Source organism: Streptomyces mobaraensis (assembly GCF_020099395.1).
GTDB lineage: Bacteria > Actinomycetota > Actinomycetes > Streptomycetales > Streptomycetaceae > Streptomyces.
This window is the reverse complement of the sequence record NZ_CP083590.1, coordinates 5,150,049-5,176,843: the sequence shown is the minus strand read 5'-3', so window position 1 is coordinate 5,176,843 and position 26,795 is coordinate 5,150,049. Positions and strand designations below refer to the sequence as shown.

Sequence of the window (26,795 nt, the reverse complement as noted above, 5' to 3'; positions counted from 1 at the left end):
GGAAGGATGGGGTGTGATGCGCTACCGGCTGACGTTCATCGCCGGCGCCGCCGTCGGCTACGTGCTCGGCGCGCGGGCGGGCCGCGAACGGTACGAGGAGCTGCGCAAGGGGGTGCGGCGGATCGCGCAGAACCCGGCCGTGCGGAACACCGCGGAGACGGCCGCGGTGAACGGCAAGGCCCTGGCCGGCCGCGCCCTCGGCAAGGTGGGCGACCGCGTCCCCGGCTCCGTGGCCGACCGGGTCCGCTCGCTGCGCGAGCAGCGGAGCCCCGACGAGGACGAGTGGGGCACCAGCAACACCTGACCGGATGCGGGCGGGCGGCCGCGGTTTGGCATCATCCTCCGCATGGGCATAGTCGCGGGGCTGGACAGTTCGACCGAGAGCACACGGATCGTCGTCTGCGACGCGGACACGGGCGCCGTGCTCCGGCAGGGGTACGCGCCGCACCCCCCGTCCGCCGCCGAGGGTGATCCCCAGGCGTGGCTGATCTCCCTCGGCGAGGCCGCCGCCGGCGGACTGCTGGAGGGCGTCCAGGCCATCGGCGTCTCGGCGCAGCAGCACGGGCTGCTCACCCTGGACGCCGGCGGGGTGCTCGTCCGCCCCGCGCTGCTGGGCAACGACAAGCGGGCGCAGCCCGCCGCCGCCGACCTCACCGACGCGCTGGGCGGCCGGGCCGCCTGGGCGGAGGCCGTGGGCACCGTCCCGCAGTCCGCCATGGCGATCGCCAAGCTCCGCTGGCTGGCCCGGAACGAGCCCGAGTCGGCCACCCGCACCGCCATGCTGCTCCAGCCGCACGAATGGCTGGTGTGGCAGTTGCTGGGCCGCCCGGCGCGCCGGACCACCGACCGCGGGGCCGCCTCGGCCACCGGCTACTGGTCCGCCGCCACCGGCCAGTGGCGCCCCGACCTGGTCGAACTGGCGCTGGGCCACCCCGTCGCGCTCCCCGACGTCCTCGCCCCCGCCGAACCCGCCGGGCACACCCCCGAGGGCCTGCTGATCTCCGCCGGCACCGGCGAGACCATGGCCGCCGCCTTCGGCCTCGGTGTGGGCCCGGGCGACGCGGTGATCTCGCTGGGCGCCTCCGGCTCCGTCTTCGCCGTCCACCACCAGGCGCTGACCGACCCGTCCGGCACCATCACCTCGTTCGCCGACGCCACCGGCATGCAGCTCCCCGTCGTCCACACCCTCAACGCCGTCCGCGTGCTGCGCGGCACCGCCGAGCTGCTGGGCCTGGACCTGGCCGGGCTCTCGGAGCGGGCGCTGCTCTCGTCCTGGGGCTCGTACGGGCTGGTGATGCTGCCGTACCTGGAGGGCGAGCGCACCCCGCACCTGCCGCACACCGCCGGGACGCTGGCCGGGCTGCGGCGGGAGAGCATGAAGCCCGAGCACCTGGCGCGGGCCGCCTTCGAGGGGATGCTGTGCGGCCTCGCGGACGCGCTGGACGTGCTGCGCGGACGCGGCGTCGTGGTGCGCCGGGTGTTCCTGCTGGGCGCGGCGGCCGAACTGCCGGCCGTGCAGGCGCTGGCTCCCGCCCTGTTCGGGGCGCAGGTCGTCGTCCCCCAGCCGGCCGACTACGCGGCCCTGGGCGCGGCCCGGCAGGCCGCCTGGGCGCTGGGGGTGCGGCACGGGATGCTGTCCCCGCAGGAACCGCCGCGCTGGCCGCAGGGTGCCGGGCAGGCGTTCGAACCGGGTGAGGAGCTGGCGTCGGGCCAGGCGGTGCGGCAGCAGTACGCGACGGTGCGCGAGCAGACGCATCCGGGGGCGTTCCAGCAGTAACGCGCGGCAGCGCGTCAGTCGAGGTAGCCGCGCAGCTGGTCGGCGAAGGCGTGGTCGCGGAGCTTGTTGAGGGTCTTGGACTCGATCTGCCGGATCCGCTCGCGGGTGACGCCGAATATCCGGCCGATCTCCTCCAGCGTCCGCGGCCTGCCGTCCACCAGCCCGTAGCGCAGCTGCACCACCTTGCGCTCGCGCTCGCCCAGCGTGGACAGCACGGCCTCCAGGTGCTCGCGCAGCAGCAGGAAGGCGGCGGACTCGACGGGCGACGCGGCGTCCCCGTCCTCGATGAGGTCGCCGAGCGCGACGTCGTCCTCCTCGCCGACGGGCGCGTGCAGCGACACCGGCTCCTGGGCGAGCCGCAGCACCTCGCTGACCCGCTCCTCGGAGAGGTCGAGGTACGCGGCGACCTCCTCCGCCGTCGGCTCGCTGCCGCGCTCCTGGAGCATGCGGCGCTGCACCCGGACCACGCGGTTGATCAGCTCGACGACGTGCACCGGGACGCGGATCGTGCGCGCCTGGTCGGCCAGGGCCCGGGACATGGCCTGGCGGATCCACCACGTCGCGTACGTCGAGAACTTGTAGCCGCGCGCGTAGTCGAACTTCTCGACCGCCCTGATGAGACCGAGGTTGCCCTCCTGGACGAGGTCGAGCATGGTCAGGCCGCGGCCGATGTAGCGCTTGGCGACGGAGACGACCAGGCGCAGATTGGCCTCGATCAGGCGGCGCTTGGCCATCCGGCCCAGGACGACGAGGCGGTCGAGGTCGAGCGCCAGACAGGTGTCGAGGTCGGGGTCGTTCGACAGTTTCTCCTCGGCGAACAGCCCGGCCTCGACCCGGCGGGCCAGCTCCACCTCCTCGGCCGCGGTGAGCAGCGGGATCCGGCCGATCTCGCGGAGGTACTGGCGGAAGAGGTCCGAGGAGGGGCCGTTGCTCTCGGCGGCGCGGCGGTCGCGGTCCCGGTCGCGGTCCCGGTCGCGGTCGTGCTCGCGCTCACGGTCGTGGTCGCGGTCCCGCTCCGCGAGTGGCTCCGGCTCGTCGGCCAGGGTCTCGGGCGGTGGCGGTCCGGGCTGCCGCGGAACGGCCCCTACGGGGTCGGCCAGGGCCTCGGGGAGGGTAGGGGTCCGGGTCTGCACGGGGGCGACCTCCAGGGTGATCGCTGCGTTTGGCAGAGTCTCGGCCGCGGCGGCGGCGCCGCCCACCAGTGTGGGGCACGACGCGGCTCCGCCACGAGGGGCGTGCGGCCACTTTCTGTGGTCGGGGGGTGACGCCCCGGTCCCTCCCCTTCGCCGCTTCCTGGGGCTGCCGCCCCAGACCCCGCTTTCGCGGCTCCGCCGCTCGTCCTCAAACGCCGGACGGGCTGATTCAGCCCGTTGGGGGTACCCCCTCTGGGGGAGTTTGAGGACAACCGCGCGGAGCGCGGTTTCGGGGGCGCGGGGGCTCGCCCCCGCAAGAAACGGTGAAGGTGGGGGTACCCCCTCTGGGGGAGGGACCGGGGCAACCCCCGCCCGTCAGGGCTAAAGCGCGGCAGCGCCCCGCTCCTGCAACGCCTTCCCGTACTGCTGCAGCACCCACAACTCGTTCTGCACCGCAGCGAGATGATCCGGCGCGGACTGCGCACCGAGCCGCACCAGACTCCCCTGCACCTCTCGCACCCGCCGCTCCACAGCCCGCAGCCGCACCTGCACCAGCTGCTGCCCGGCGTAGACCTCGTCCACCGTCTTGGCGTGGATCGCCTCGACGGCGAGCTCGGTGATCATGGAGCGGACGGTGTCGTCGGGGGCCGCGTCCCGGACGCGGGTGAGGTAGTCGCTGTCGGTCAGGGCGAGGGCGACGCCGCCGGCCTGTTCGATCGCGCGGCGGACGACGGCGTAGGGCGGGGCGGTGAACTCGTCCTCGCCGTAGGCGTCGAAGGCGGGGGCGACCAGCTCGGGCCGCTGGAGGGCGAGCTTGAGGAGCTCGCGTTCGGTGCGATGCGCGGGGCTGCGCAGGTTGAGGGCGGGTCCGCGCGGGCCGGCGGGTGCGGCCGGGCCGGCCGGCTGGGCGGGGGCCGCCGCGCGGGGTGCCGTCCGGCCCCGGCCGCCGTCGCCGCGCGCGTCCCGCTCCCGCGCCCACCGCGCGAGCTGTCCCACGCGCATCACGACGAACTGGGTGTCGAGGATCCCCAGCAGCCCGGCCAGCCGCACGGCGTACTGGTGCCGGATGGAGCTGTCCTTGATGTGCGCGACGATCGGGGCGGCCTCCTCCAGGGCCGCCGCCTGGCCCTCGGGGGTGTCCACGTCGTGCCGGGCGACGACGGAGCGGAGGGCGAACTCGAAGAGGGGCGTGCTCTCCTCGATGAGCTGCCGGACCGCGTCGTCGCCCTTGTCGAGCCGGAGGTCGCAGGGGTCCATGCCGCCGGGCGAGACGGCGATGTTGGTGTGCGCGGCGAACTTCTGGTCGTCCTCGAAGGCGCGCAGGGCGGCCCGCTGTCCGGCCGCGTCCCCGTCGAAGGTGAAGATCACCTTGGCGCGGGAGTTGTCCATCAGCAGCCGGCGGAGGATCTTGACGTGCTCGCCGCCGAAGGCGGTGCCGCAGGTGGCGATGGCGGTGGTGACGCCGGCCATATGGCAGGCCATCACGTCGGTGTAGCCCTCGACGACGACCGCGCGGTTGCCCTTGGCGATGTCCTTCTTGGCGAGGTCGATGCCGTAGAGGACGTGGGACTTGCGGTAGATCGGCGTCTCGGGGGTGTTGAGGTACTTGGGGCCGTTGTCGTCGTCGCGGAGCTTGCGGGCGCCGAAGCCGACGACGTCGCCGGTGATGTCGCGGATGGGCCACATCAGCCGGCCGCGGAAGCGGTCGATGGGGCCGCGCCGGCCGTCCTGGGAGAGGCCGGAGAGGGTCAGCTCCTTGTCGGTGAAGCCACGGCCGCGCAGGAACCGGGTGAGGTGGTCCCAGCCGGCCGGGCTGTAGCCGACGCCGAAGTGCCGCGCCGCGGCCTGGTCGAAGCCGCGGCCGGCCAGGAAGGCCCGGCCGATCTCGGCCTCGGCGCCGTCGAGCTGCTCGGCGTAGAACTGCGCCGCGACCTTGTGCGCCTCGACCAGCCGGGTGCGCTCGCCCTGCTGGCGGCCGGGCGTGTAGCCGCCCTCCTCGTAGCGCAGGGTGATGCCGGCCTGGGCGGCGAGCCGCTCGATGGTCTCGGTGAACGACAGGTGGTCGACCTTCATCACGAAGTCGACCGTGTCCCCGCCCTCCTGGCAGCCGAAGCAGTGGTACAGCCCCTTGGACGGGCTGACGTGGAAGGACGGGGACTTCTCGTCGTGGAACGGGCAGAGGCCCTTGAGGTTGCCGCCGCCGGCGTTGCGCAACTGGAGGTATTCGGACACGACGGCGTCGATCGGGACGGCGTCCCGGACCGCCTTCACATCGTCATCGTTGATCCTGCCTGCCACGCGTGAAGTCTACTGGCGGCCGCCGACACGCCCGGCCCGCGGTCCCCGGGATCGGGGGAATCTCAGGGAACCAGCGAGTCCAGCGGCACCCCGGGGTCCGCCAGCGCCTCGGGGTCCGGGTGGGCGCCGGCCCGGATGAGCCGCTGGACGGACTCCGTGACGTCCCACACATTGACGTTCATCCCCGCCAGCACCCGGCCCTCGCGCAGCCAGAAGGCGATGAACTCGCGCTTCCCGACGTCCCCGCGGCACACCACCTGGTCGTAGGAGCCGGGCGGCGCGTAGCCCGAGTACTCCATGCCGATGTCGTACTGGTCGGAGAAGAAGTAGGGGACCCGGTCGTAGACGACCGGCCGGCCCAGCATGGCGCGGGCCGCCGCCGGGCCGCTGTGCAGGGCGTTGGCCCAGTGCTCGACGCGGAGCCGGCCGGTGCCGTCCGGGCGGCCGATCGCGGCGACGTCGCCCGCGGCGAAGACCTCCGGGTCGGAGGTGCGCAGCGAGGCGTCGACGGCGATGCCGCCGCCGTCCTCGCGGTCGACGAGGGCGAGCCCGGCGGCCTCGGCGAGGGCGGTGCGCGGGGCCGCGCCGATGGCGGCGAGGACGCTGTGCGCGGGGTGCTCCTCCCCGTCGTCGGTGCGCACGGCGAGCACCATGCCGTCCTGGCCGGTGATCTCGGTGAGGCGGGCGCCGAAGTGGAAGCGGACGCCGTGCTCGGCGTGCAGGTCGGTGAAGACCTGCCCGAGCTCGGGGCCGAGGACCCGGTGCAGCGGGGTGGGCTCGGGCTCGACGACGGTCACCTCGGCGCCGTAGCCGCGGGCGGCGGCGGCCACCTCCAGGCCGATCCAGCCGGCGCCGGCGATGACGAGGTGGCCGTTGTCCCGGCCGAGGGAGGCGAGGACGCCGCGCAGCCGCTCGGCGTGGGCGAGGCGGCGCAGGTGGTGGACGCCGGCCAGGCCGGTACCGGGGATCTCCAGGCGGCGCGGCTCGGCGCCGGTGGCGAGCAGCAGCCGGTCGTAGTGGACGCGGGTGCCGTCGCCCAGCCGGACCGTGCGGGCGGCGCGGTCGAGGTGGACGGCGGGCAGGCCGAGGTGGAGCTCGACGTCGGCGCGGGCGTACCAGGCGGGTTCGTGGACGAAGACGCTGTCCCGCTCGTCCTTCCCGATCAGGTACCCCTTGGAGAGCGGCGGGCGCTCGTAGGGGTGGTCGCGTTCGTCGCTGATGAGGATCACCCGCCCGGTGAAGCCCTCCGCGCGGAGGGTCTCGGCCGCCTTCGCGCCGGCGAGCCCCCCTCCGACGATGACGAACGTCTGGTTCGCGTCCACCACTTGCTGCCTCCTCGCTCGATATGCCACTTCGAGTCCCCGGTGCGTGCGCCGGAACGGCCAGTGCGAGCGTCCCGCACGCGGCGGGCCGCCGGAAGAGGGCCGCGCCGGGGACCGTCCGCGGCCCGGACCCTCGGATCCCGCCCCGGGGTCAGCCGGCGGACGGCGGACGGCCCCCGGTGAGCCGGGCGTGCAGGGTGCGCGCCGAGGCGTCGGTGAGGGCGGCGATCTGGTCGACGACGGCGCGCAGCCGACCCGCGTCGTCGGCCGCGGCCGTGTACAGGGAGCGGAACTGCGGGTCGAGGCCGTCGGGCGCCCGGGAGACCAGCGCCTCGGCCAGCTCGGCGAGGACGACGCGCTGGTCGGCGCGGAGCTTCTCCTGGTCCTCGCGCTGGATGACGTACCGGTCGGCGACGGCCTTGAGGACGGCGCACTCCAGCCGGGTGCCGTGCGGGACGACGAGGGCGGCGCGGTGGCGGGTGAGCCGGCCGGGGCCCCAGGCCTCCCGGGTGGCGGTCTCCGCGGCGAGGCAGAACCGGCCGATGAGCTGGCTGGTGGCGTCCTTGAGGCGGGCCTGGGCGACGGCCGAACCGTCGTAGCCGTGCGGCCACCACTCCTGGTCGAGCAGCCGGTCCAGGGCCTCGGCCAGCTCCTCGGGGTCCGCGCCGGGGGCGTAGCGGCGGGCGGCGACGGCGAAGATCTCGCGCCGCTCGGGCTCGGCGGCGAGGACGTTGGGGTCGAGGTGGCCGGCGTGCAGCCCGTCCTCGACGTCGTGGACGGAGTAGGCGACGTCGTCGGACCAGTCCATGACCTGGGCCTCGAAGCTCCTGCGATGCGGGGGCGCGCCCTGCCGCAGCCAGTGGAAGACCGGCAGGTCGTCGGGGTAGACGCCGAACTTGGTGGAGGCGGGGTCGGTGGGGTGGCCGGCGCGCGGCCACGGGTACTTGGTGGCGGCGTCGAGCGCGGCGCGGGTCAGGTTGAGGCCGACGCTGGCCGGTTCGCCGGTCTCGGGGTCGGTGGTGAAGCGCTTGGGCTCCAGCCGGGTCAGCAGCCGCAGCGACTGGGCGTTGCCCTCGAACCCGCCGCAGGAGGCGGCGACTTCGTCGAGCGCCCGTTCGCCGTTGTGCCCGAACGGCGGGTGGCCGAGGTCGTGTGCGAGGCAGGCGGTCTCGACGAGGTCGGGGTCGCAGCCGAGGGCGGCGCCGAGCTCCCGGCCGACCTGGGCGCACTCCAGGGAGTGGGTGAGCCGGGTGCGCGGGCTGGCGTCCCAGACCTGCCCGCTGACGCCGGGGGTGACGACCTGTGTCTTCCCGGCGAGCCGGCGCAGCGCGGCGGAGTGCAGGACGCGGGCGCGGTCGCGCTGGAAGGCGGTGCGGCCCGGCCGTTTGTCGGGCTCGCTGACCCAGCGCTCCAGGTCCGGGGCGTCGTAGCCGTCGAGGGCGGGCGCTTCCCCGCGGGCGGTCGCTGCTGAGCCGTTCATACCCCCGACGGTAGTCCCCGGGTCTGACAAGGGCATGGGGTCCCTCGGCCCGTTTCCGCCGGTCCGGGGCCCGTAGGGTCTGCCCCTACCCCGTCCGGCCTGCGCTCTCGTGGAACCGCGGCGGCCCGCGCGGCGTTCCTTACTGTCCGGAGAGGGGGAGGCGAACATGAGTATGAAAAAGTGGCCGCGCCGCTGGCTGCCCGCCACCCGCAAGGGCAGGCGCCGGGCCGTCCAGGCGGTGATGGCGGCCTGTGCGCTGGCCCTGCTGCCCGTCACCTGGGTGCACGCCGCCGCCGACGACCGGCTGCGGCGGGTCGAGGACGTGCCGTCGGCACCGGTGGCCGTCGTCTTCGGCGCGGGCCTGTGGCAGGGCAAGCCGTCCCCGTACCTGGCGCACCGGCTCGACACCGCGATCGACCTGTACCGCGCGGGCAAGGTCCGCGTCCTCCTGGTCACCGGCGACAACGGCCGCCGGGAGTACGACGAGCCGGACGCCATGCGCGCCTACCTCCGCGAGCACGGCGTCCCCGACGACCGCGTGGTCGCCGACTACGCCGGCTTCGACACCTGGGACTCCTGCACCCGTGCCCGCCGCGTCTTCGGGGTGCGCAAGGCGGTGCTGGTCACCCAGGACTTCCACATCCGGCGGGCGGTGGCGCTGTGCGACGCGGCCGGGATCGACGTGTACGGGGTGGGCGTGGACGCGAAGCGCGACCGCACCTGGTACGCGGCGGGCGCCCGGGAGATCCTGGCGGCCGGGAAGGCCGCGGTGGAGGCGGCGGTACGGCCGGGGCCGAGGTTCCTGGGCCCGCGCGAGCCGGGGGTGGACCGGGCGCTGGAGGCGGCGGGGAGGTGATCCGCGGGCGGGGCCGCCACCGGCCGGACTCGCCGTCGCCGGCCGCGCGGTGGGCCGCCGGCCGGCTCCCGTCGCCGCCCGGAAGTCCGGCGGCCTCGCCTCCGGGCCCGCGGCCTGCGCCGCCCCCGGCGCTACCGCTTCGGCTCGCGGCCGTTTATGGCGTCGACGTAGAGCCGGAAGATCTCGTCGTCGTTCAGGGGGCTGTACGACACCTGCGACGAGCGGTCGCCGTCCGGGCCGCCGCCGTTGAGCCCGCCCAGGACGCCGACCAGGTCGCCGGTCCGCGTCCGCTCGTTGAAGTGGACCAGCCAGGGGCTGCCGGAGGTGCCGGAGAAGAAGCCGTCGCACCGCATCTTCAGCTGGTTGTGGTTCTCCAGCCTGCTCGTCAGGGCGGTGCAGCGGATGGCCTCGTCGGCGGGGTCGTCGTCCGCGCTGGGGTAGCCGATGACGGTCACCCGGTTGACGTAGCCGGGGGTGCGGGCCAGCCGGTTGGCGCCGGTGACCCGCTCGATCTGACGGCCCTTCGCGTCGGGCCGGACGGTGGCGAAGGCGAAGTCCAGGTCGGAGCCCTCACCGGTGTCGGTGCGTCTGGGGTCGGTGAAGGTGCGGTCCACCGTCCACACGCCGTACGGCTGCTCCTTGGCGCCCGCCTGATAGTCCGGCACGAACGCGGCGTCCTCGCCGATCGAGCAGTGTCCGGCCGTGACCAGCAGGTTCCCCTTGGGGCTGTGGACGACGCTGGCCGTGCAGTGATGGCTCTTCATGTCCTCGCCGGTGTAGAAGAGGACGCCCACCGAGGGCACTCCGCCGAAGTGCCGCGCGCTGCCCGTGATGCGCTGCGCCTCGCTCCGGGCGTCGGCGTCCGCCGCGTCGTCGGACACCGTCCCGGCGGACGGGGCGGTGGCCTCCGGGCCCCAGAACCGCCGCGCCTGCTCGCTGGTCCAGCTGCGGTCCCTCCCGTGGCCGCCGGCCTGCGGGACGGCCGCCGCCAGTACGACGACATAGAGTCCCGCCAGCGTGGCCCGGCCCCATCGGGCCCGGCTCCACCGGGGAAAACGCACAGGCACCCCCACCACGTTCGGAAGGTCGTTCACAGGCTAACCGCACCGTCCGGCGCGTACGGCCGCCGGACGGTTTTCCGTACCGTCGGACGACCGACGATCCGGTGTATGAACAGCGTACGAATGATCGTCAACCATCCACCACATCCGGTGCGGGAAGTCTCGTCCCGCCCGCCCCGATCACACGAACGGCGTCCGCCCTGCCCGGCCCATCGGTCGTACCCGGCCTACGCGGCTCACCGGTCGTCAGACGGCCTACCCTGCCCACTGGTCGTAACCGAGCTTGGCGAGCAGCCCCAGCACCACCACGACCAGGACCACCCGCACGAACCCGCTCCCCCGCTTCAGGGCCATCCGGGCGCCCACCGTCCCGCCCGCCAGGTTGAAGACCGCCATCGGCAGGGCAACCGACCACAGCACCGCACCCTGGAGCGAGAAGGTCACCAGGGCGCCGATGTTGGTGCAGACGTTGACGATTTTGGCGGTGCCTGAGGCGGCCACCAGGTCCATGCGGAGGATCCCGGCCAACGCGAGGACGAGGAAGGTGCCGGTGCCGGGGCCGATCAGGCCGTCGTAGAAGCCGATGCCCAGTCCGGCCACGAGGATCGCCGTCCACACCCGCCGCCGGCTCACCGGCCCGCCGCCCGCCGCGACGGCGCCGAAGCCCGGCCGCAGCAGGACGAAGGCCAGGACCGCGACCAGGATCACCATGATCAGCGGCCGGAGCAGCGTGCTGTCGATGCCGGAGGCGAACACCGCCCCGGCCAGCGAGCCGCCGAGCGCGGCGAGTCCGGTACGGAAGGCGGTGCGCAGGTCGAGGGGGGCGCGGCGGGCGTACGAGACCGCGGCGGCGGCGGTGCCCCAGATGGCGACGGCCTTGTTGGTGCCGAGCATGTGCGCGGGCGCGGCGTGCGGCAGGCCCACCAGCAGGGCGGGGAGCTGGAGCAGGCCGCCGCCGCCCACGACGGCGTCGATCCAGCCGGCGGTGGCCGCGGCGAGGCAGAGCAGCAGCAGGGTGGTCAGGGATATGTCGTGGGTCACCACGGGATCGTACGGGCGGCCGGTGCGCCAACTCCTGTCCCCGGCCCGCCCGCTGTCCCGATATCGGCCGTGCGCGGGCCGTTGTCGGTGCCGTCCCCTAGGCTGAGCGCGACAGGTGAGGGTCGCCCCTGATGTGCCTGGTGGGGCAGGGCGGAGGAGCACATGACGAACGGCTGGACGCTCGACGACATGCCCGACCAGAAGGGCCGGACGGCCGTCGTGACCGGCGCCAACAGCGGCATCGGGTACGTCACCTCGCGAGAGCTGGCCCGGCGCGGCGCCCGCGTGGTGCTGGCCTGCCGGGACGAGACGCGCGGCAGGGCCGCCGAGGACCTGCTGCGGCAGCAGGTGCCCGGCGCGGACGTCCGCCTGGCCCGGCTCGACCTCGCCGACCTGGCGTCGGTGCGCTCCTTCGCCGCGGAACTGCCCGAGGAACGGCTCGACCTGCTGATCGACAACGCCGGGGTGATGGCCCTGCCGCGGCGGCGCACGGTCGACGGCTTCGAGATGCAGTTCGGCACCAACCACCTGGGGCACTTCGCGCTGACCGGGCTGCTGCTGCCGCGCATGCGGGACGCCGGGTACGGGGCCCGGGTGGTCGTCGTCTCCAGCTTCATGCACGTCCTGGGCACGGTCGACCCGCGCGACCCGCAGCTCGACCGGCGCTACCGCCGGTGGGCCGCCTACGCCCGCTCCAAGAGCGCCAACCTCCTCTTCGTCCACGAGCTCGCCCGCCGCCTCGCCGCCGACGGCTCCCCCCTCGTCGCCGCCGCGGCCCACCCCGGCTACGCGGCGACCGGCCTCCAGACGGCCGCGGTACGACTGGAGGGGCGGCAGCGCACCGAGCGCGTCGTGGCCGGTGCGACGCGGCTGATCGCGCAGTCCGCCGAGCACGGCGCCCTGCCGACGCTGTACGCCGCGACGGCGGAGGATGTCCGGCAGGACGATTTCATCGGCCCTGGCGGCCCGTTGATGCGGGGGGCGCCCACGCGGTCGGCGCGTGCTCCGTGGACGCGGGACGATGTGGCGTCGGCGGGGCTGTGGCGGATGTCGGAGCGGCTGACGGGGGTGCGGTACGGGTGGCCGGCGGGGGTGTGACGCCCCTGGTTCGCCACCGGGTGAGCCCGGCCGAGGGCGGAAACGGAACGTTCTCACTCCAGCCCCGACGCACGCAGGATCCCCCGCACCCCGTCCCCGTCGATCCGGCTCGCCAGAGCCGCGAGCACCGGCGCGCCCTCCCGCAACAGCCCCCGTGCCAACGCCTTCCGGGCTCCCGTCTCCAGCTCGTGCCACAGCAGCGGATTGGTCCGCAGCACCCGCGGGTCGACCTCGACCCGCCCTCCGCCCACGTCGCGGAGGACGAGCCGGGGCGCCACCCCGTCCGACTGCCGTACGCGGGTGAGCAGGTCCGTCCGGACCCGCCGCTCGCGGAGGAGGCCGCGGGAGGCCAGCCAGCCGTCGCCGGCGGTGACGCGCGGCGGCCGCAGGACCGCCACCAGGAGCGTGCCGAGCGCGGCCCAGCTGCAGGCGCGGGGTGCGTCGAGCTCGCCGCGCAGCAGGTCGACAAGGGTGAGGAGGCCGCCGAGCGCCGTTCCCCAGCACCACGCCTCGCGGGCCTCGCGCCGCCAGTGGCGGTCCCGGGCGAGTACGCCGTCGGTGGCCGTGGCGGCGGGGCGCCCGGAGCGGGGCCCGTGTCTGCGCGTCCTTACCGTCGGTCGCCGTCCCATGGCGCGAGGTTAGGGCCGTCCGGCCGGTGATCCCGCGCCCATTGACGCCAAGCTGACGGAAACGTGTCCGAACCTGACGGTCTCCTGATGTCCTCTTGACAGAGCGTCGGTCAACTTCCGTTAAAGAAGCGCCAAGATGGCAACGGAAGGCGCCAAGAGACCGCCAAGGACCAGTGATTTCCGGTCGCCTCCGCCGCAGGCTGGGCCTCCCACGTCACGGAGGTACGAACAGAGATGTCCACGCCGGCCCACACGGAAGAACGGCCCGACGGGACCGGCGAGGAACCGCCGGATACGGAGGCCGGGCGCGAGGGCCTCCGGGAAGAGGAGCACCGGCTCACCGCCCTCCAGGGCCTGGCCGCGCTCTCGCTCGACGCGATGGCCTCCGTCGCGTACGGCCCCGAGTCGATCGTCCTCGTGCTGGCCGCGGCCGGCGCCCACGGACTGGGCTGCACCCTGCCCGTCACCCTCGCCATCGCGACCCTGCTCGCCGTGCTCGTCGCGTCCTACCGGCAGGTCATCGCCGCCTTCCCGGACGGCGGCGGCTCGTACGCGGTGGCCAAGCGCCACCTCGGCCGCCGCACCTCCCTCGTCACCGCCGCCTCACTGGTCCTGGACTACGTGCTGAACGTGGCGGTCTCCGTCACCGCCGGCGTCGCCGCCCTCACCTCCGCCTTCCCCGCCCTCCACGCCCACCGGCTGTGGATCTGCCTGGGTGTCCTGGCGCTGGTCACGGGGGTGAACCTGCGGGGCATCGCGGAGTCGGCGAAGGCGTTCATCGTCCCGACCGCCGTCTTCGTCGGCTCGATCCTCACGATGATCGTCGTCGGGCTGTGCCGTGACGCGCCCGCGAGCACCGAGGCCGCCGCCGGGCACGTGTCCGCGCTGAGCTCCGACGCGACCACGGTCGGCGCCCTGCTGCTGCTCAAGGCGTTCGCCGCCGGCTGCTCCGCCCTCACCGGCGTCGAGGCCGTGGCCAACGCCGTGCCCTCCTTCCGTGCCCCGCGGGCCCGCCGCGCCCAGCGCACGGAGGTGGCGCTCGGCGCGCTGCTGGGCGCGATGCTCATCGGGCTGTCCGTGCTCATCGGCCGCTTCCACCTCCAGCCGGTGGAGGGCGTCACCGTCCTCGCCCAGCTGGCGGACGCCTCGCTCGGCCACAACTGGGCCTTCTACGTCGTGCAGTTCGCGACCGTCGTGCTGCTGGCGCTGGCCGCCAACACCTCCTTCGGCGGGCTGCCCGTCCTGATGAGCCTCCTCGCCCGGGACAACTACCTGCCCCACGTCTTCGCCCTCAAGGCCGACCGCCAGGTGCACCGGCACGGCGTCCTCGCGCTGGCCGCCGTCTCGGCACTGCTGCTGGTCTTCTCCGGCGGCGACGTCAACACGCTGGTGCCGCTGTTCGCGATCGGGGTGTTCGTCGGCTTCACCGTCTGCCAGGTCGGCATGGTCCGGCACTGGCGCCTGGAACGGTCGCCCGGGTGGCGCGGCAAGGCCGTGCTGAACGGTTTCGGGGCGCTGCTCACCGGGGTGTCGGCGGTCGTCGTCACCGCCACGAAGTTCACCGAGGGCGCCTGGCTCATCGTCCTCGCGCTCCCCCTGATAGTGCTGGCCTTCGAGGCGGTCCACCGCGCGTACACCCGGATCGGCGACCGGCTGGCGCTGGGCCGGGTGCCGGAGGCGCCCCGCCGCTGCCACTCCGTCGTCGTCGTGCCCGTCTCGTCCCTCTCGCGCCTCACCAGCAAGGCGCTGACCGCCGCCGTTTCTCTCGGCGACGAGGTCGTCGCCGTGACCGTCGCTCCGCCCGACGCGGAGGGGCGCCGTGCCGTCGAATCGCTGCGGCGCGACTGGGAGTTGTGGAGGCCGGGCGTCGAGCTGGTCGAACTCCCCGCCCCGGACCGGGCGCTGGGGCGCCCTATCGTCGACTACGTTCAGGAAGTCGCCGACCGCCACCCCGACAACCGGGTCATCGTCCTCATCCCGGAGGTGGAACCGGCCCGGCTCTGGCAGCGGTTGCTGCAGAACCAGCGGGGGGCGGTGGTCGCGCACGCGGTGCGGCGGGATACGGACGCGGTGATCTGCCGGCTGCGGTTCCGGGTGGGCTGAGGCCGCCTGCGGCGGGCTGTGCCCCGGTCCCACTCTTTCACCGTTTCCTGGGGCTGCGCCCCAGACCCCCTTGTCCTCAATCGCCGGACGGGCTGATTTCAGCCCGTCCGGCGATTGAGGACAACCGCGCGGAGCGCGGTTTCGGGGGTGCGGGGGCGCAGCCCCCGCAAGAAACGGTGAAAGGGAGGGACCGGGGCACACCCCCCAAGCGGCTACCGCCGCTTCAACCGCCCCCGCACCCCCTTCAACAGCTCCACACGTCCCACCCGCACCACCAACACATCCCGCCCCTCAACAACCTTCGCGTACCACGGCAACCCGATCCGCTGCCACTTCGCCGCCGCCAACCGCCCCTGCGGCGGCACAGGAACGACCCATTCCCCGGCCCCGGCCGAGAGCCGCAGCTCGAAGCGCCACTCCCCCGGCGCGGCGGCGCAGTCGTACCGCACGGAGAAAGCCCCGTCCGCGCCCGGCACCACAGGCACGGACCGCACCGCCCCACTCGCCACCTCGGTGGCCCGCAGCGCCAACGCTCCGTCCGGCCAGCCGGAAAGGGTGCAACGGCCGGTCACGGAAAGGGTGGCCGGGCCCTCCGAGGCCCACGCGGCGCCGTCCACGGCCAGGTGCGGCAGCACACGATGCCGTGTCTCCCCCACATCGAGCGAGAGATTCCGGTACGGCTTGGTGGTGAAGAGGGCAGCCGCCGTCCCCTCCCCCGTCACCACCGTCACCGTCTCGTCGCTGACCGTCTCCGCCCGCCGGCTGCCGAGGCGCGCTTCCTTCCGAACACCCTGGGCGTCAACCGCCAGGGTGAAGTCCCACAGGCCCGGGCCCAGCGGCGCCCCGCCGGCCGCCGTGGCGAGGTCCACGGTCACGTCGAAGCCCGCGTCCGGGTAGCGGAACTGCCCGCCGGTCCCTCCCTCCTCGTCCGCGCCCAGGTCCGGGGTGGGGACGCGCCGCACGGGGAGGCGGTGTTCGACGGCGCTGCCGCGCTTGCGCAGGAGCAGTTCGACGGCGGTCTCGCCGGCTATTCGGTGCACGTAGGCGTGCCCGGCCAGCCGCAGCGTGCCGCCCTCCAGCTCGGCGGTCTCCAGGAAATGGCGGACGCGCAGTTCGGAGGTGATGTCGTAGCAGTCGTCGGGGATGTTGAGCGTGGAGTCGCGGAAGTAGGGGTACTCCGCGTACGCGCGGCCGTCCTCGGTGAGGATGTCGGGGCCCTGGGCGGCGGAGGCGGCGAGCGTGGTGATGCCGTAGCTGGCGGCTCCCCGGTCGAGTTCCCAGCGGACGACGGTGAGGAGCTCGTCGAGGAGGCCCTCCCGGATGAGGTGGCAGCGCAGCCGGACCATGGCGGGCAGCCGGGCAGCCAGGCCCTCGTGGTAGTACGGCTCGATCAGCTCGCCGAGCTCCTTGAGGAGCGCGTCCTGGGTGTCGCGGTAGGGCTCGCGGCAGAGCTGGAGGACGGCGTCGCGCAGTTCGACGGCGAAGTGACGGTGCATCAACACGTCACGGCGGTCGCCCGGTTCGGTGTGCCGGGCGACCAGTTCGGTCATCATCCGGAACAGGTCCATGCGCATCCGGGTGCCGTGCGGCTGCGCGGTGATGTTGTTGCCGTCCTCGCGGGCCACCCAGTACAGGCAGTCGTAGTCGGCGACGACGGAGATCGCGGCGGCCTCCAGGTAGGCGGTCGCGGTGAACGGCTGGTCCTCGCCGATCGACAGGCCGGTCTCGAAGCGCAGCCCGAGCCGGTCGATCAGCTCGCGCCGGAAGAGCTTCATCGGGTTGAGCGTCCAGTAGACGCGGGACGAGAACACGTCGGTCTTCGGCTGGTTCCGGCCGAACATGGACGTGGGCGCGCGGCGGCCGCCCTCCCCGACGATCCGGCCGAGGACGACGTCGGAGCCGTTCTTGTCGGCGGCGGCGACCATGCGCTCCAGGGCCTCCGGCCCGAGGTGGTCGTCGGCGTCCAGGAAGAAGACGTGGCGGCCGGTGGCGCGGTCCAGGCCGAGGTTGCGCGGTCCCGCGGGTCCGCCGGAGTTCGGCTGGTGGATCACGCGCATGCACGGCGCGTCGGCCGCGAGCCGGTCCAGCTCGGCGGCGGTGCCGTCGGTGGAGCCGTCGTCGACGACGATCAGTTCGATCCGGTCGGCCCCCAGGGTCTGGCCGAGCACGGACGTGACACTGCGGGTCACGTACGGCATGGCGTTGTACGCGGCGATGATGACCGTGACGTCCGGGCCGGGCATGGGTGCGCGCTCCGTTCCTGCGGTCGGGGCGTGGCTCCCGGCCGGGTGGGCTGGTCGGTGCCGGCCGGGTCCCCGGCACGGGCCATTTCAGGGTATACGAGGGTGATATCCCGAACGACTGTCCGAAAATCGACCGGCCACGGTGTGTGACCCGGGCGTTCCCGGTGGCTGGAACGATCGACATGCCCGTGCAACACCCCTGTCGTGATCGCGCCGCATCGTTGATCGTTGACCTGTCGGGCCACCAGCCGGGCCCGCACACCGGACAGCCGGCGCACCGGCCCGGCCACCGGCCGGCGGAGCCGCTCGTTGATCTGTCAGGCCACGGAGGGCGGCCGGAACCACCGGCCGTGCACGCACTGCCGAAGCACCCAAGGGGGACAGCACCATGCCGATCACCCGCAGACGACTCCTCGCCGCCGGCGGCGGCCTCGCGCTCGCCGGCGCGACCGCCGCCGCGTGCGGCTCCAACACCGGCCGTGCAGGCGGCGGTTCGGGCGGCGGCCTGTCGCACTGGTACCACCAGTACGGGGAGGCGGGCACCGAGCAGGCGGTCCGGCGCTACGCCGCCGCGTACAAGAAGACCCGGGTCTCCGTCCAGTGGCGGCCGGGCAACTACGACCAGCAGACCGCCGCCGCCCTGCTCTCCGGCTCCGGCCCGGACGTGTTCGAGGTCAACGGCCCGACCCTCGACCAGATCCTCGGCGGGCAGGTCGTCGACCTCACCGATCTGCTCAAGGACGTCAAGGACGACTTCCAGCAGGCCGTCCTGGCGCCCAAGACGCACGGCGGCCGGATCTGGGGCATCCCCCAGACCGTCGACACCCAGCTCCTCTACTACCGCAGGAGCCTGCTCGACAAGGCGGGCGTCCGGCCGCCGCGCTCGCTCGACGAGCTGGTGGACGCCGCCCGCCGGCTCACCGACCGGCGGACCAAGGGCCTCTTCCTCGGCAACGACGGCGGCGCGGGCGTCCTCGGCGCGACCCCGCTGTACGCCGCCGGCCTCTCGCCCGTCACCGCCGACGGCACGGTGGGCTTCGACGACCCGGCCGCCGCCCGTACCCTCGCCAAGATCCGCAGGCTGTACGAGGACAAGTCGCTGCTGCTGGGCGCGCCCGCCGACTGGTCCGATCCGTCCGCCTTCGTCCAGGGCCTCACGGCCATGCAGTGGTCCGGGCTCTGGGCGCTGCCGCAGATCACCAAGGCGCTCGGGGACGACGTGGGGGTGCTGCCGTTCCCCGCCGACGGCCCGGCGGGGAAGCCCGCGGTCCCGGTCGGGGCGTACGCGGCGGCGGTCAGCGCGCGGAGCGGCCGGAAGGAGGAGGCCAAGGAGTACGTCCGCTGGCTATGGGTCGAACAGACCGGCTTCCAGCAGGACTTCGCCCTCTCCTACGGCCTGCACCTCCCGGCCCGGACCTCCCTCGCCCGGAAGGCGGACCGGCTCCGGCAGGGGCCGGCCGCGGAGGCGTCCCGGTTCGCGGCCGAGCACGGCCACGCCGATCCGCTGCTGTGGACGGTCGCGAGCAAGGTGGCCTACCAGGACGCGCTGAGCCGGATCATCAAGGACGGCGCCGATCCGGAGGGGCAGCTGAAGGCGGTGGTGCGGACGACGGAGGCCGAGCTCGCCCGCGTCCGGAAGAGGTCCTGAATGCCGCCGGCCGCCCTCCGGCGCCGCCTCCTGGCGACCGGCCGCCGGCAGCGGAACCGTACCCTCTGGTTCTGGGTCTTCGTCGGCCCCTTCGCCGCCGGGCTCGCCCTGTTCACCTACGTCCCGCTCGGCTGGAGCGTCGTCCTCAGCTTCTTCGACGCGCACAACACGGTCACGCCCCGCGACTTCACCGGCCTCGGCAACTACCGCCGCATCCTGTCCGACCCGGAGTTCCGCTCCTCGCTGACCACCTTCGCCGTCTTCTCCGCGATCATCGTTCCCGCCACGTTCGCGCTCTCCCTCGCCCTGGCGCTGGCGGTCAACCGGCTCCGGTGGGCACAGGCGTTCTTCCGCTCGGTCTTCTTCCTGCCGACCGCCTGCTCGTACGTGGTCGCCGCCCTCGTCTGGAAGATGTCGATCTTCAACGGGGTGCGCTTCGGCTTGGCCAACACCGTGCTCGGCTGGTTCGGCGCCGAGCCCGTCGCCTGGCTGGCGACCACCCATCCGCCCTGGTACTGGCTGGTCATCGGCACGGTACGGCTCTGGCTCCAGACCGGCTTCTACATGATCCTGTTCCTGGCCGGGCTGCAGCGCATCCCCGTCGGGCTGTACGAGGCGGCGGCGCTCGACGGGGCGCGCCCCGGCTGGCAGACGTTCCGGTACATCACGTTCCCCGCGCTGCGCGCCACCTCGGTGGCGGTGGCGCTGCTGCTGGTCATCAACGCGTTCCAGGCGTTCGACGAGTTCTTCAACCTGCTGTCGGACGCGCGCGGCTATCCGCCGTACGCCCGGCCGCCGTTGGTCTACCTGTACTACACCGCGCTCGGCCAGGGGCAGGACCTGGGCCTGGGCAGCGCGGGGGCGGTCGTGCTGGCGCTGGTGATCGCGGTGGTCACGGTCGTCCAGGCGCGCTGGTCCGGCCTCGGCCGGAGGGAGGAGTGACACCATGACCCCGTCGCATGAAAACCGCGAGCAGCGTGCGAACCCCGTGCACAACGCCCTCGTCCGCGCCGGCCGCGCGCTGCGGCTGACGCTGCTGATCGCGCTGGCCGCGCTGTTCCTGGTCCCGTTCTACCTGCTGCTGCGGAACGGGCTCGCGTCGGAGAGCGACATCACCGCCCCCGACTGGACCTTCTTGCCCCGCGCGCCGCACTGGTCGAACGTCCGGGAGCTGTTCGACGACCCGAACGTGCCGATGGCGCACGCGCTGCTCAACTCCACGCTGATCGCGGTCGCCACGACCATCGGCACGCTGGTCCTCGCCTCGCTCGCGGGGTACGGCCTGGCCCGCATCCCGTACCGGCACGCGAACGCCGTCTTCTACGCGATCCTGGGCACCCTGATGGTCCCGGCGGCCGTCACCTTCGTGCCCTCGTTCGTGCTGGTGTCGTCGCTGGGCTGGGTCTCCACCCTGCGCGGCCTGATCGTGCCCACCCTGTTCAGCGCCTTCGCCTGCTTCGTCTTCCGGCAGTACTTCCTGGGCTTCCCACGGGAGTTGGAGGACGCGGCCCAGGTGGACGGGCTGGGGTACTGGCGGACGTACTGGCGCGTCGTCGTCCCCAACTCGCGGCCGGTCTTCGCCGCCGTCGGCACGATCGTCTTCATCGGCGCCTGGAACGCGTTCCTGTGGCCGCTGGTCATCGGCCAGGACCGGGACGCGTGGACGGTCCAGGTGGCGCTGTCGACGCTCAACAACGCGCAGACGGTCCATCTCCACGAGCTGTTCGTGGCGGCGGCCGTCTCGATCGTGCCGCTGCTGGTGGTGTTCCTGTTCCTCCAGCGGTACATCGTGGCGGGAGTGGAGCGCTCGGGAATCGACGACTGAGGGCGCGGCCGGCAGGCCCTGTTCAGACCGCCCAGGGCGACCGTTCCTTGAACGCCGGCCGGTCCCGGTGGGCCTGCGGCCGGTGGCCGCCGCGCAGCAGGGCCGCGCCGAGCGGGGTGAGGGTGTGGAGGACGGCGCTGCCGTGCCGCAGCGTGAGCACCAGGCCGGCCTCGCGCAGGACGCCCGCGTGCTGGCTGGCCGAGGCCGCCGACACCCCGACGCGGCGGGCGAGTTCGCTGGTGGTGCAGCCGCCGCCGATGGAGCCCAGCACCGCCGACCGGGTCTGCCCCACCAGCTTCCCCAGCGAGCGCGGCGCGTCCTGCACCGGGGGCGCGGACTCCGCGCAGTGCCGGGCCGGGTAGACGAGGACCGGCGTCAGGTCCGGGTTCCGCAGGGTGACGGGGTTGCCGCGGCAGAAGAAGGACGGCACCAGCAGCAGGCCCCGGCCGTTCAGGTGCAGGTCGCGGTCGACCGGGTAGTCGCACTCCAGCACCGGCGCGTGCCAGCGCATGGTGGGCGGCAGCGAGGACAGCAGCGCGTCCGCCCCGCCGTCGAGCAGGGCCCGGCCGCGGACGGCGCGGTCGGCCTCGATGCGCGCCTGGATGTGCGCCCAGTACGGCGCGATGGCCGCCTCGTGGTAGTCGTGCAGGGCGGTGATCAGCTTGCCGAACGCCCGGGCGTCGCCCTCGGCCAGCGATCGTATCCAAGCCGGCAGGGTGCGGACCGTGGGCAGCCGGCCCAGCTCGTCGTGGATCCGTTCGGCCGGAGTCGCGCGCAGCGCCTCCACGCCGGTCTCCAGTCCGAGTACGCCTTCGGCCGGTGTCAGGAAGTCCGGGAAATAGCCCCGGGGCGGAACCAGCGGGGCCAGCAACCGAGTTTCACTATTCAACCGAGTGCGGGTTTCGGTGCGCCAATCGCCGTAGATCGACTCGCCTTGTTTGTCCCGCAACCGGTGCAGGCTCAATACGGTTTCCCAGAGCACGTCCGGGTCTCCGGCCAGGCGCAACCGGGCCAGATCGAGTCCAGTGAAATGGACACGCAGCACCAAACCCCCACATGAGACATCCGCCGTCACCCCCCGCCCACTGAGTATGCACACCGATACGTGCTGTTACCACGCCCTTTTGGCCACAGTTGAAAGGACTCGCGGCGAACACCCCGGGAGCGAAATCCTATTCACGCACTCAGGGCCGCCCCAGCTCGTTCCCGTGGGGGGTGGCGAGCGAAAAAGCGGTCGCTGAGTATGCGAGTTGCCGCCCGAGCCGATGCGGGCGGCAACAACTCCCGGTGGGGGAGTAAACGAGGGGCGGCGCTCCCGCACGAGCGCCGCCCCTCCGCCGCGTCACGGGGTCCGGGGCGGGCGCCCGGGACACGTGCTGTCACACGGCGGTTCCGCTCCGGTGATCTCCCGGTGGCCCTCGCGTTACGTCCGGGTTAACCGGCGCCCGGGGGCGACCGCGTACCGGACACGGACGTCCTCCGTCCGCCTCGGGGCAGGAGGCTCCTAGGGACAGGCGGAAGGGGCGGTCCCGTGCGCGGAACCGCCCCTTCCCGGTACCGGAGCCGCCGTCGGTCCGAGGGTCGAGGTCATCCCATCGGCGGCTCCGGAGTTCATCCGGCCGGCGTCACCAGGCCGGTGCATCCGGCCGGCGTCACCGGCTGTCGCTCACCGCCCCGGTCAGGGCGGCGGCGCGGCCGGCCTCCAGACGGGCGACGGGGATGCGGAACGGGGAGCAGGAGACGTAGTCCAGGCCCACCTCGTGGAAGAAGTGCACCGACTCCGGGTCGCCGCCGTGCTCGCCGCAGACGCCGAGCTTGAGGTCGGGGCGGGTGGCCCGGCCGGCCTCGGCCGCGGCGCGCACCAGGGACCCGACGCCGTCCTTGTCGATCGTCTCGAACGGGCTGACGCCGAAGATGCCCTTCTCCAGGTACGCGGTGAAGAAGCTGGCCTCCACGTCGTCCCGGGAGAAGCCCCAGACCGTCTGCGTCAGGTCGTTGGTGCCGAAGGAGAAGAACTCGGCGGCCTCGGCGATCTGGCCGGCCGTCAGGGCGGCGCGGGGCAGCTCGATCATGGTGCCCAGGGTGAGCTTGAGGCTGGTGCCGGTGGCGGCCTCGACGTCGGCGATGACGCGCTCGGCCTCCTCGCGGACGATCTCCAGCTCCTGGACGGTGCCCACCAGCGGGATCATGATCTCGGCGCGCGGGTCGCCCTTGGCGTTCCGCCGCTCGGCCGCGGCCTCGGCGATCGCCCGGACCTGCATGGCGAACAGGCCGGGGATGACGAGCCCGAGGCGGACGCCGCGCAGACCGAGCATCGGGTTCTGCTCGTGCAGCTTGTGGACGGCCTGGAGCAGCCGCAGTTCGTTCTCGTGCGCCTCCTGGCGGGCCTCGGCGAGCGCGACGCGCACCGACAGCTCGGTGATGTCCGGGAGGAACTCGTGCAGCGGCGGGTCGAGCAGCCGGACGGTGACCGGGAGGCCGTCCATGGCCTCGAACAGCTCGACGAAGTCGGCCTTCTGGAGCGGCAGGAGAGCGCCCAGGGCCTCGTCGCGCTCGGTCTCGGTGTCGGCCAGGATCAGCCGCTCGACCAGCTCGCGGCGCTCGCCGAGGAACATGTGCTCGGTGCGGCAGAGGCCGATGCCCTGGGCGCCGAACCGGCGGGCGCGCGCGGCGTCCTCGGCGTTGTCGGCGTTGGCGCGGACGCGGAGCCGGCGCATCCGGTCCGCGTAGGCCATCATCCGGTGCACGGCCTGGACGAGCCCGTCGGCGTCGTCGGCGCCCGCGTGCATCCGGCCCTCGAAGTACTCGACGACCGGCGACGGGACGACGGGGACCTCGCCGAGGTAGACCTTGCCGGACGAGCCGTCGATGGACACGACGTCGCCCTCCTCGATCACCACACCGCCCGGAGCGGTCATCCGCCGCCGCTTGGTGTCGACTTCGAGCTCCTCGGCGCCGCAGACACAGGTCTTGCCCATGCCGCGGGCGACGACGGCGGCGTGCGAGGTCTTGCCGCCGCGCGAGGTCAGGATGCCCTCGGCGGCGATCATGCCGTCGAGGTCGTCGGGGTTGGTCTCGCGGCGGATCAGGATGACCTTCTCGCCCGAACGCGACCACTTGACGGCCGTGTACGAGTCGAAGACCGCCTTGCCGACGGCGGCACCCGGCGAGGCGGCGATGCCGCGGCCGAGGAACTCGGTCTTCGCCTTCTCGTCGAAGCGCGGGAACATGAGCTGTGCGAGCTGGTTGCCCGTCACCCGCTGGAGCGCCTCGGCCTCGCTGATCAGGCCCTGGTCCACGAGCTGCGTCGCGATGCGGAAGGCGGCACCGGCGGTGCGCTTGCCGACGCGGGTCTGGAGCATCCACAGCTTGCCGCGCTCGATCGTGAACTCGATGTCGCACAGGTCGCGGTAGTGCGTCTCCAGCGTCTCCATGATCTGCATCAGCTGGTCGTACGACGTCTTGTCGATGCGCTCCAGCTCGGCGAGCGGCATGGTGTTGCGGATGCCGGCGACGACGTCCTCGCCCTGCGCGTTCTGCAGGTAGTCGCCGTAGACGCCCTGGTGGCCGCTGGCGGGGTCGCGGGTGAAGGCGACGCCGGTGCCGGAGTCCGGGCCGAGGTTGCCGAAGACCATGGAGCAGACGTTGACGGCCGTGCCCAGGTCGCCGGGGATGCGCTCCTGGCGGCGGTAGAGCTTGGCGCGGTCGCCGTTCCAGGAGTCGAAGACCGCCCTTATGGCCAGGTCCATCTGCTCGCGCGGGTCCTGCGGGAACTCCCGGCCGGTGCGCTCGGCGACGATCCCCTTGAACCGCTCGACGAGGGCGCGGAGGTCGTCGGCGTCCAGCTCGACGTCGGTCGAGACGCCCTTCGCCTCCTTGGCCTCCTCCAGCGCCTCCTCGAAGAGGTCGCCGTCGACGCCCAGCACCGTCTTGCCGAACATCTGGATGAGGCGGCGGTACGAGTCCCAGGCGAACCGCTCGTCGCCGGCCTGCGCGGCGAGGCCCGTCACGGACGCGTCGGAGAGCCCGATGTTGAGGACGGTGTCCATCATCCCGGGCATCGAGAACTTGGCGCCTGAGCGGACGGAGACCAGCAGCGGATCGTCGGCCTGCCCGAGCTTCTTGCCCATCCGGGCCTCCAGCGCGTCCAGGTGCGCCGTGACCTCGTCCCGCATCGCCGGCGGCTCCTGGCCCTCGGCCAGGTAGACCTTGCACGCCTCGGTGGTGATGGTGAATCCGGGCGGCACCGGGAGACCGAGGTTGGTCATCTCGGCGAGGTTGGCACCCTTGCCGCCGAGCAGGTCCTTGAGGTCCTTGTTGCCCTCGGTGAAGTCGTAGACGAACTTCTGCTGATCTTCGGATACCGGCACGGAACTCGACTCCTTCACTGGACCTCCCGGGGAAAAGCGCTGCCGCAGTGGGGAGGGTTGCCCTGACGGCGGGGAGCGTACCCAGATCGAAGGCTTCTGAGGAGGTCCACTCCAACGACATGAGGGCGTAACCGGCTGTCTGCCAGCAGATCGAAAGTCGCTTGGGGGGGCCGGGGTTTACAGGCAGCGCATTCACATCTTGAACGCACTTTCACGGTGTGGAGTCGTAATCGCACGGCGCGTCGAGATTTAGGCCGTTCGGCCGACATTTTGTGAAGTCATAGCGGGTGGCACTGAGTGCCATCCTTAGGAAGGTGCACACCTCGATATGGCGCTCATGTGAGCGGGACCCCTATCAGAGGTGGCGAGAATCACGCCGTCGGCCTAACGGCGAAAAACGCCGGACGGGCTGCCAAGTCAGCCCGTCCGGCGTTTGAGGACAGCGCGCGCAGCGCGCTTCGGGGGTCTGGGGGCTTGCCCCCAGGAATCGGCGAAGGTGGGGGTGCCCCCTCTGGGGGAGGGACCGGGGCACAGCCCGCCGCAGGCGCCCCGGCCGGGGAGAGGCGCCCTCACCCACCCGACGTGTCGAGCTCCGCGTCCGCCCCCACCACCGCACAGTCGTACGGATCGTCCAGCCACCCCTCCGGCAGCACCACGCGGTCCCGCCCGGACGTCCGCCCCCGCGGCCCGTTGGCCCCCACCGGCCACGCCTGATCCAGGTCCAGCCCGCTCAGAAGAGCGTCCAGCTCCGCCAGGGACGACGTCACGGCCAGCTGCCTCCGCAGCTCGGACCCGATCGAGAACCCCTTCGTGTACCAGGCGACGTGCTTGCGGAAGTCGATGACGCCGCGCTCCTCGCTCTCCAGCCACTCCCCCAGCAGCTCCGCGTGGCGCAGCATCACCCGCGCCACCTCCCGCAGGGTGGGCGCGGCGGGCTCGCGGGGGCCCTCGGGGTCGAAGGCGGCGACCAGGTCGCCGAACAGCCACGGGCGACCCAGGCAGCCGCGCCCGACCACGACCCCGTCGCAGCCGGTCTCGCGCATCATCCGGACGGCGTCGTCGGCCGACCAGATGTCGCCGTTCCCGAGCACCGGGATCTCCGGGACGGCCTCCTTGAGGCGGGCGATGGACTCCCAGTCGGCGGTGCCGCCGTAGTGCTGGGCGGCGGTGCGGCCGTGCAGGGCGATGGCGGTGACGCCCTCCTCGACGGCGATCCGGCCGGCGTCCAGGTAGGTGATGTGGTCGTCGTCGATGCCCTTGCGCATCTTCATGGTGACGGGCAGCGACCCGGCGTTGCCGACGGCCTCGCGGAGGATGGCGCGCAGCAGGTTCCGCTTGTAGGGGAGGGCGGAGCCGCCGCCCTTGCGGGTGATCTTGGGGACGGGGCAGCCGAAGTTGAGGTCGATGTGGTCGGCCAGGTCCTCTTCCACGATCATGCGGACGGCGCGGCCGGTGTAGACCGGGTCCACGCCGTAGAGCTGGATCGAGCGCGGCTTCTCGCTGCCGTCGAAGTGGATCAGCCGCATGGTCTTGGCGTCCCGTTCGACCAGCGCCCGGGTGGTGATCATTTCGCTGACGAAGAGCCCCTTGCCGCCCGAGAACTCGCGGCACAGCGTGCGGAAGGGCGCGTTGGTGATCCCGGCCATCGGGGCCAGGACCACCGGCGGCTGCACGGTGTGCGGACCGATCTGGAGCTGCGTCATGGAGGGGCTTCCTCGTTCGTGCGGGAGGGGCGGGCTGGGGCTGTATGGGGGCGGTCCCGGCGGTGGGCCGGGGGCGTCCCGCCGCCCCACGGACACCGGGCCTGTGAGACGACCGTCCATTGTCCCTCATCCGGCGGACCGGATCCCGTGGCTCCGGTCACTCCGTTCCGCGCCCTGTGCACGCGGGGTTCAGGGGCTCACGGAGCTC

The 26,795-nt window shown here is 73.1% G+C and carries 19 protein-coding genes; 8 read left to right on the top strand and 11 right to left on the bottom strand.

Going from position 1 to position 26,795, the window contains the following annotated elements:
- The first annotated feature begins 16 nt into the window (after positions 1 to 16).
- The gene (locus K7I03_RS22630; RefSeq protein WP_185940697.1) at positions 17 to 304 is read left to right on the top strand and encodes a YtxH domain-containing protein; all 288 of its coding nucleotides are present in this window, start codon (positions 17 to 19) and stop codon (positions 302 to 304) included.
- Between the two features lie 42 nt (positions 305 to 346).
- Positions 347 to 1,777, top strand: coding sequence for an FGGY family carbohydrate kinase (locus K7I03_RS22625; protein WP_185940698.1), 1,431 nt, complete (start codon positions 347 to 349; stop codon positions 1,775 to 1,777).
- 14 nt (positions 1,778 to 1,791) lie between these two features.
- On the opposite strand, the gene K7I03_RS22620 is transcribed toward K7I03_RS22625, so the two are convergent.
- The 4 genes from K7I03_RS22620 to K7I03_RS22605 all read right to left on the bottom strand — a co-directional run bounded on the left by K7I03_RS22620 (position 1,792) and on the right by K7I03_RS22605 (position 8,010).
- Positions 1,792 to 2,976, bottom strand: a complete 1,185-nt coding sequence (locus K7I03_RS22620; RefSeq protein ID WP_185940699.1) for an RNA polymerase sigma factor — start codon at positions 2,974 to 2,976, stop codon at positions 1,792 to 1,794.
- A gap of 315 nt (positions 2,977 to 3,291) precedes the next feature.
- Positions 3,292 to 5,208 carry a DNA primase gene (gene dnaG / locus K7I03_RS22615; protein ID WP_185940700.1) on the bottom strand — a complete coding sequence of 639 codons (1,917 nt, stop codon included), beginning with the start codon at positions 5,206 to 5,208 and terminating at the stop codon, positions 3,292 to 3,294.
- A gap of 62 nt (positions 5,209 to 5,270) precedes the next feature.
- Positions 5,271 to 6,533, bottom strand: coding sequence for an NAD(P)/FAD-dependent oxidoreductase (locus tag K7I03_RS22610; RefSeq protein ID WP_185940701.1), 1,263 nt, complete (start codon positions 6,531 to 6,533; stop codon positions 5,271 to 5,273).
- Positions 6,534 to 6,681: 148 nt separating this feature from the next.
- Positions 6,682 to 8,010, bottom strand: a complete 1,329-nt coding sequence (locus K7I03_RS22605; protein WP_185940702.1) for a deoxyguanosinetriphosphate triphosphohydrolase — start codon at positions 8,008 to 8,010, stop codon at positions 6,682 to 6,684.
- A gap of 172 nt (positions 8,011 to 8,182) precedes the next feature.
- Here K7I03_RS22605 and K7I03_RS22600 point away from each other — a divergent pair, with 172 nt between their 5' ends.
- A complete protein-coding gene (locus K7I03_RS22600; RefSeq protein ID WP_185940755.1) occupies positions 8,183 to 8,866 on the top strand; it encodes a SanA/YdcF family protein in 684 nt (227 codons plus the stop codon).
- A 131-nt stretch (positions 8,867 to 8,997) separates the two neighbouring features.
- Here K7I03_RS22600 and K7I03_RS22595 read toward each other — a convergent pair whose 3' ends face one another.
- Both K7I03_RS22595 and K7I03_RS22590 read right to left on the bottom strand, forming a co-directional pair.
- The gene (locus tag K7I03_RS22595) at positions 8,998 to 9,933 is read right to left on the bottom strand and encodes a trypsin-like serine peptidase (RefSeq protein WP_224347168.1); all 936 of its coding nucleotides are present in this window, start codon (positions 9,931 to 9,933) and stop codon (positions 8,998 to 9,000) included.
- 249 nt (positions 9,934 to 10,182) lie between these two features.
- The gene (locus tag K7I03_RS22590; RefSeq protein WP_185940703.1) at positions 10,183 to 10,968 is read right to left on the bottom strand and encodes a TSUP family transporter; all 786 of its coding nucleotides are present in this window, start codon (positions 10,966 to 10,968) and stop codon (positions 10,183 to 10,185) included.
- Between the two features lie 162 nt (positions 10,969 to 11,130).
- Here K7I03_RS22590 and K7I03_RS22585 point away from each other — a divergent pair, with 162 nt between their 5' ends.
- The gene (locus K7I03_RS22585) at positions 11,131 to 12,066 is read left to right on the top strand and encodes an oxidoreductase (protein ID WP_185940704.1); all 936 of its coding nucleotides are present in this window, start codon (positions 11,131 to 11,133) and stop codon (positions 12,064 to 12,066) included.
- 53 nt (positions 12,067 to 12,119) lie between these two features.
- Here K7I03_RS22585 and K7I03_RS22580 read toward each other — a convergent pair whose 3' ends face one another.
- Positions 12,120 to 12,695, bottom strand: coding sequence for a hypothetical protein (locus tag K7I03_RS22580; protein WP_224347167.1), 576 nt, complete (start codon positions 12,693 to 12,695; stop codon positions 12,120 to 12,122).
- 234 nt (positions 12,696 to 12,929) lie between these two features.
- Here K7I03_RS22580 and K7I03_RS22575 point away from each other — a divergent pair, with 234 nt between their 5' ends.
- Positions 12,930 to 14,798: an APC family permease gene (locus tag K7I03_RS22575; protein WP_185940705.1), complete on the top strand. Its 1,869-nt coding sequence runs from the start codon at positions 12,930 to 12,932 to the stop codon at positions 14,796 to 14,798.
- Positions 14,799 to 15,010: 212 nt separating this feature from the next.
- On the opposite strand, the gene K7I03_RS22570 is transcribed toward K7I03_RS22575, so the two are convergent.
- Complete coding sequence (locus K7I03_RS22570) at positions 15,011 to 17,041, bottom strand: glycosyltransferase family 2 protein (protein WP_185945302.1); 2,031 nt, start codon at positions 17,039 to 17,041, stop codon at positions 15,011 to 15,013.
- A gap of 388 nt (positions 17,042 to 17,429) precedes the next feature.
- On the opposite strand from K7I03_RS22570, the gene K7I03_RS22565 reads away from it, so the two are divergent.
- The 3 genes from K7I03_RS22565 to K7I03_RS22555 are packed head-to-tail and all read left to right on the top strand — an operon-like array spanning position 17,430 to position 20,514.
- Positions 17,430 to 18,689, top strand: coding sequence for an ABC transporter substrate-binding protein (locus tag K7I03_RS22565; protein ID WP_185945303.1), 1,260 nt, complete (start codon positions 17,430 to 17,432; stop codon positions 18,687 to 18,689).
- Positions 18,690 to 19,631, top strand: a complete 942-nt coding sequence (locus tag K7I03_RS22560) for a carbohydrate ABC transporter permease (RefSeq protein WP_185945304.1) — start codon at positions 18,690 to 18,692, stop codon at positions 19,629 to 19,631.
- Positions 19,632 to 19,677: 46 nt separating this feature from the next.
- Complete coding sequence (locus K7I03_RS22555) at positions 19,678 to 20,514, top strand: carbohydrate ABC transporter permease (RefSeq protein ID WP_185945380.1); 837 nt, start codon at positions 19,678 to 19,680, stop codon at positions 20,512 to 20,514.
- Between the two features lie 22 nt (positions 20,515 to 20,536).
- On the opposite strand, the gene K7I03_RS22550 is transcribed toward K7I03_RS22555, so the two are convergent.
- The 3 genes from K7I03_RS22550 to dusB form a co-directional block, all read right to left on the bottom strand.
- Positions 20,537 to 21,559 carry an ArsR/SmtB family transcription factor gene (locus tag K7I03_RS22550; RefSeq protein WP_224347166.1) on the bottom strand — a complete coding sequence of 341 codons (1,023 nt, stop codon included), beginning with the start codon at positions 21,557 to 21,559 and terminating at the stop codon, positions 20,537 to 20,539.
- Between the two features lie 607 nt (positions 21,560 to 22,166).
- Positions 22,167 to 24,884: a pyruvate, phosphate dikinase gene (gene ppdK / locus K7I03_RS22545; RefSeq protein ID WP_185945305.1), complete on the bottom strand. Its 2,718-nt coding sequence runs from the start codon at positions 24,882 to 24,884 to the stop codon at positions 22,167 to 22,169.
- 569 nt (positions 24,885 to 25,453) lie between these two features.
- A complete protein-coding gene (dusB, locus tag K7I03_RS22540) occupies positions 25,454 to 26,587 on the bottom strand; it encodes a tRNA dihydrouridine synthase DusB (protein WP_185945306.1) in 1,134 nt (377 codons plus the stop codon).
- Positions 26,588 to 26,795 lie beyond the last annotated feature (208 nt).

Excerpts from the sequence above, each read along its gene's own strand:
- K7I03_RS22625 (WP_185940698.1), top strand. The coding sequence starts at position 347 with ATGGGCATAGTCGCGGGGCTGGACAGTTCGACCGAGAGCACACGGATC.
- K7I03_RS22600 (WP_185940755.1), top strand. The coding sequence starts at position 8,183 with ATGAAAAAGTGGCCGCGCCGCTGGCTGCCCGCCACCCGCAAGGGCAGG.
- K7I03_RS22585 (WP_185940704.1), top strand. The coding sequence starts at position 11,131 with ATGACGAACGGCTGGACGCTCGACGACATGCCCGACCAGAAGGGCCGG.
- K7I03_RS22565 (WP_185945303.1), top strand. The coding sequence starts at position 17,430 with ATGCCGATCACCCGCAGACGACTCCTCGCCGCCGGCGGCGGCCTCGCG.
- K7I03_RS22560 (WP_185945304.1), top strand. The coding sequence starts at position 18,690 with ATGCCGCCGGCCGCCCTCCGGCGCCGCCTCCTGGCGACCGGCCGCCGG.
- K7I03_RS22580 (WP_224347167.1), bottom strand. The coding sequence starts at position 12,695 with ATGGGACGGCGACCGACGGTAAGGACGCGCAGACACGGGCCCCGCTCC.
- dusB (WP_185945306.1), bottom strand. The coding sequence starts at position 26,587 with ATGACGCAGCTCCAGATCGGTCCGCACACCGTGCAGCCGCCGGTGGTC.
- K7I03_RS22605 (WP_185940702.1), bottom strand. The coding sequence starts at position 8,010 with ATGAACGGCTCAGCAGCGACCGCCCGCGGGGAAGCGCCCGCCCTCGAC.
- K7I03_RS22575 (WP_185940705.1), top strand. The coding sequence starts at position 12,930 with ATGTCCACGCCGGCCCACACGGAAGAACGGCCCGACGGGACCGGCGAG.
- K7I03_RS22570 (WP_185945302.1), bottom strand. The coding sequence starts at position 17,041 with ATGCCCGGCCCGGACGTCACGGTCATCATCGCCGCGTACAACGCCATG.
- K7I03_RS22630 (WP_185940697.1), top strand. The coding sequence starts at position 17 with ATGCGCTACCGGCTGACGTTCATCGCCGGCGCCGCCGTCGGCTACGTG.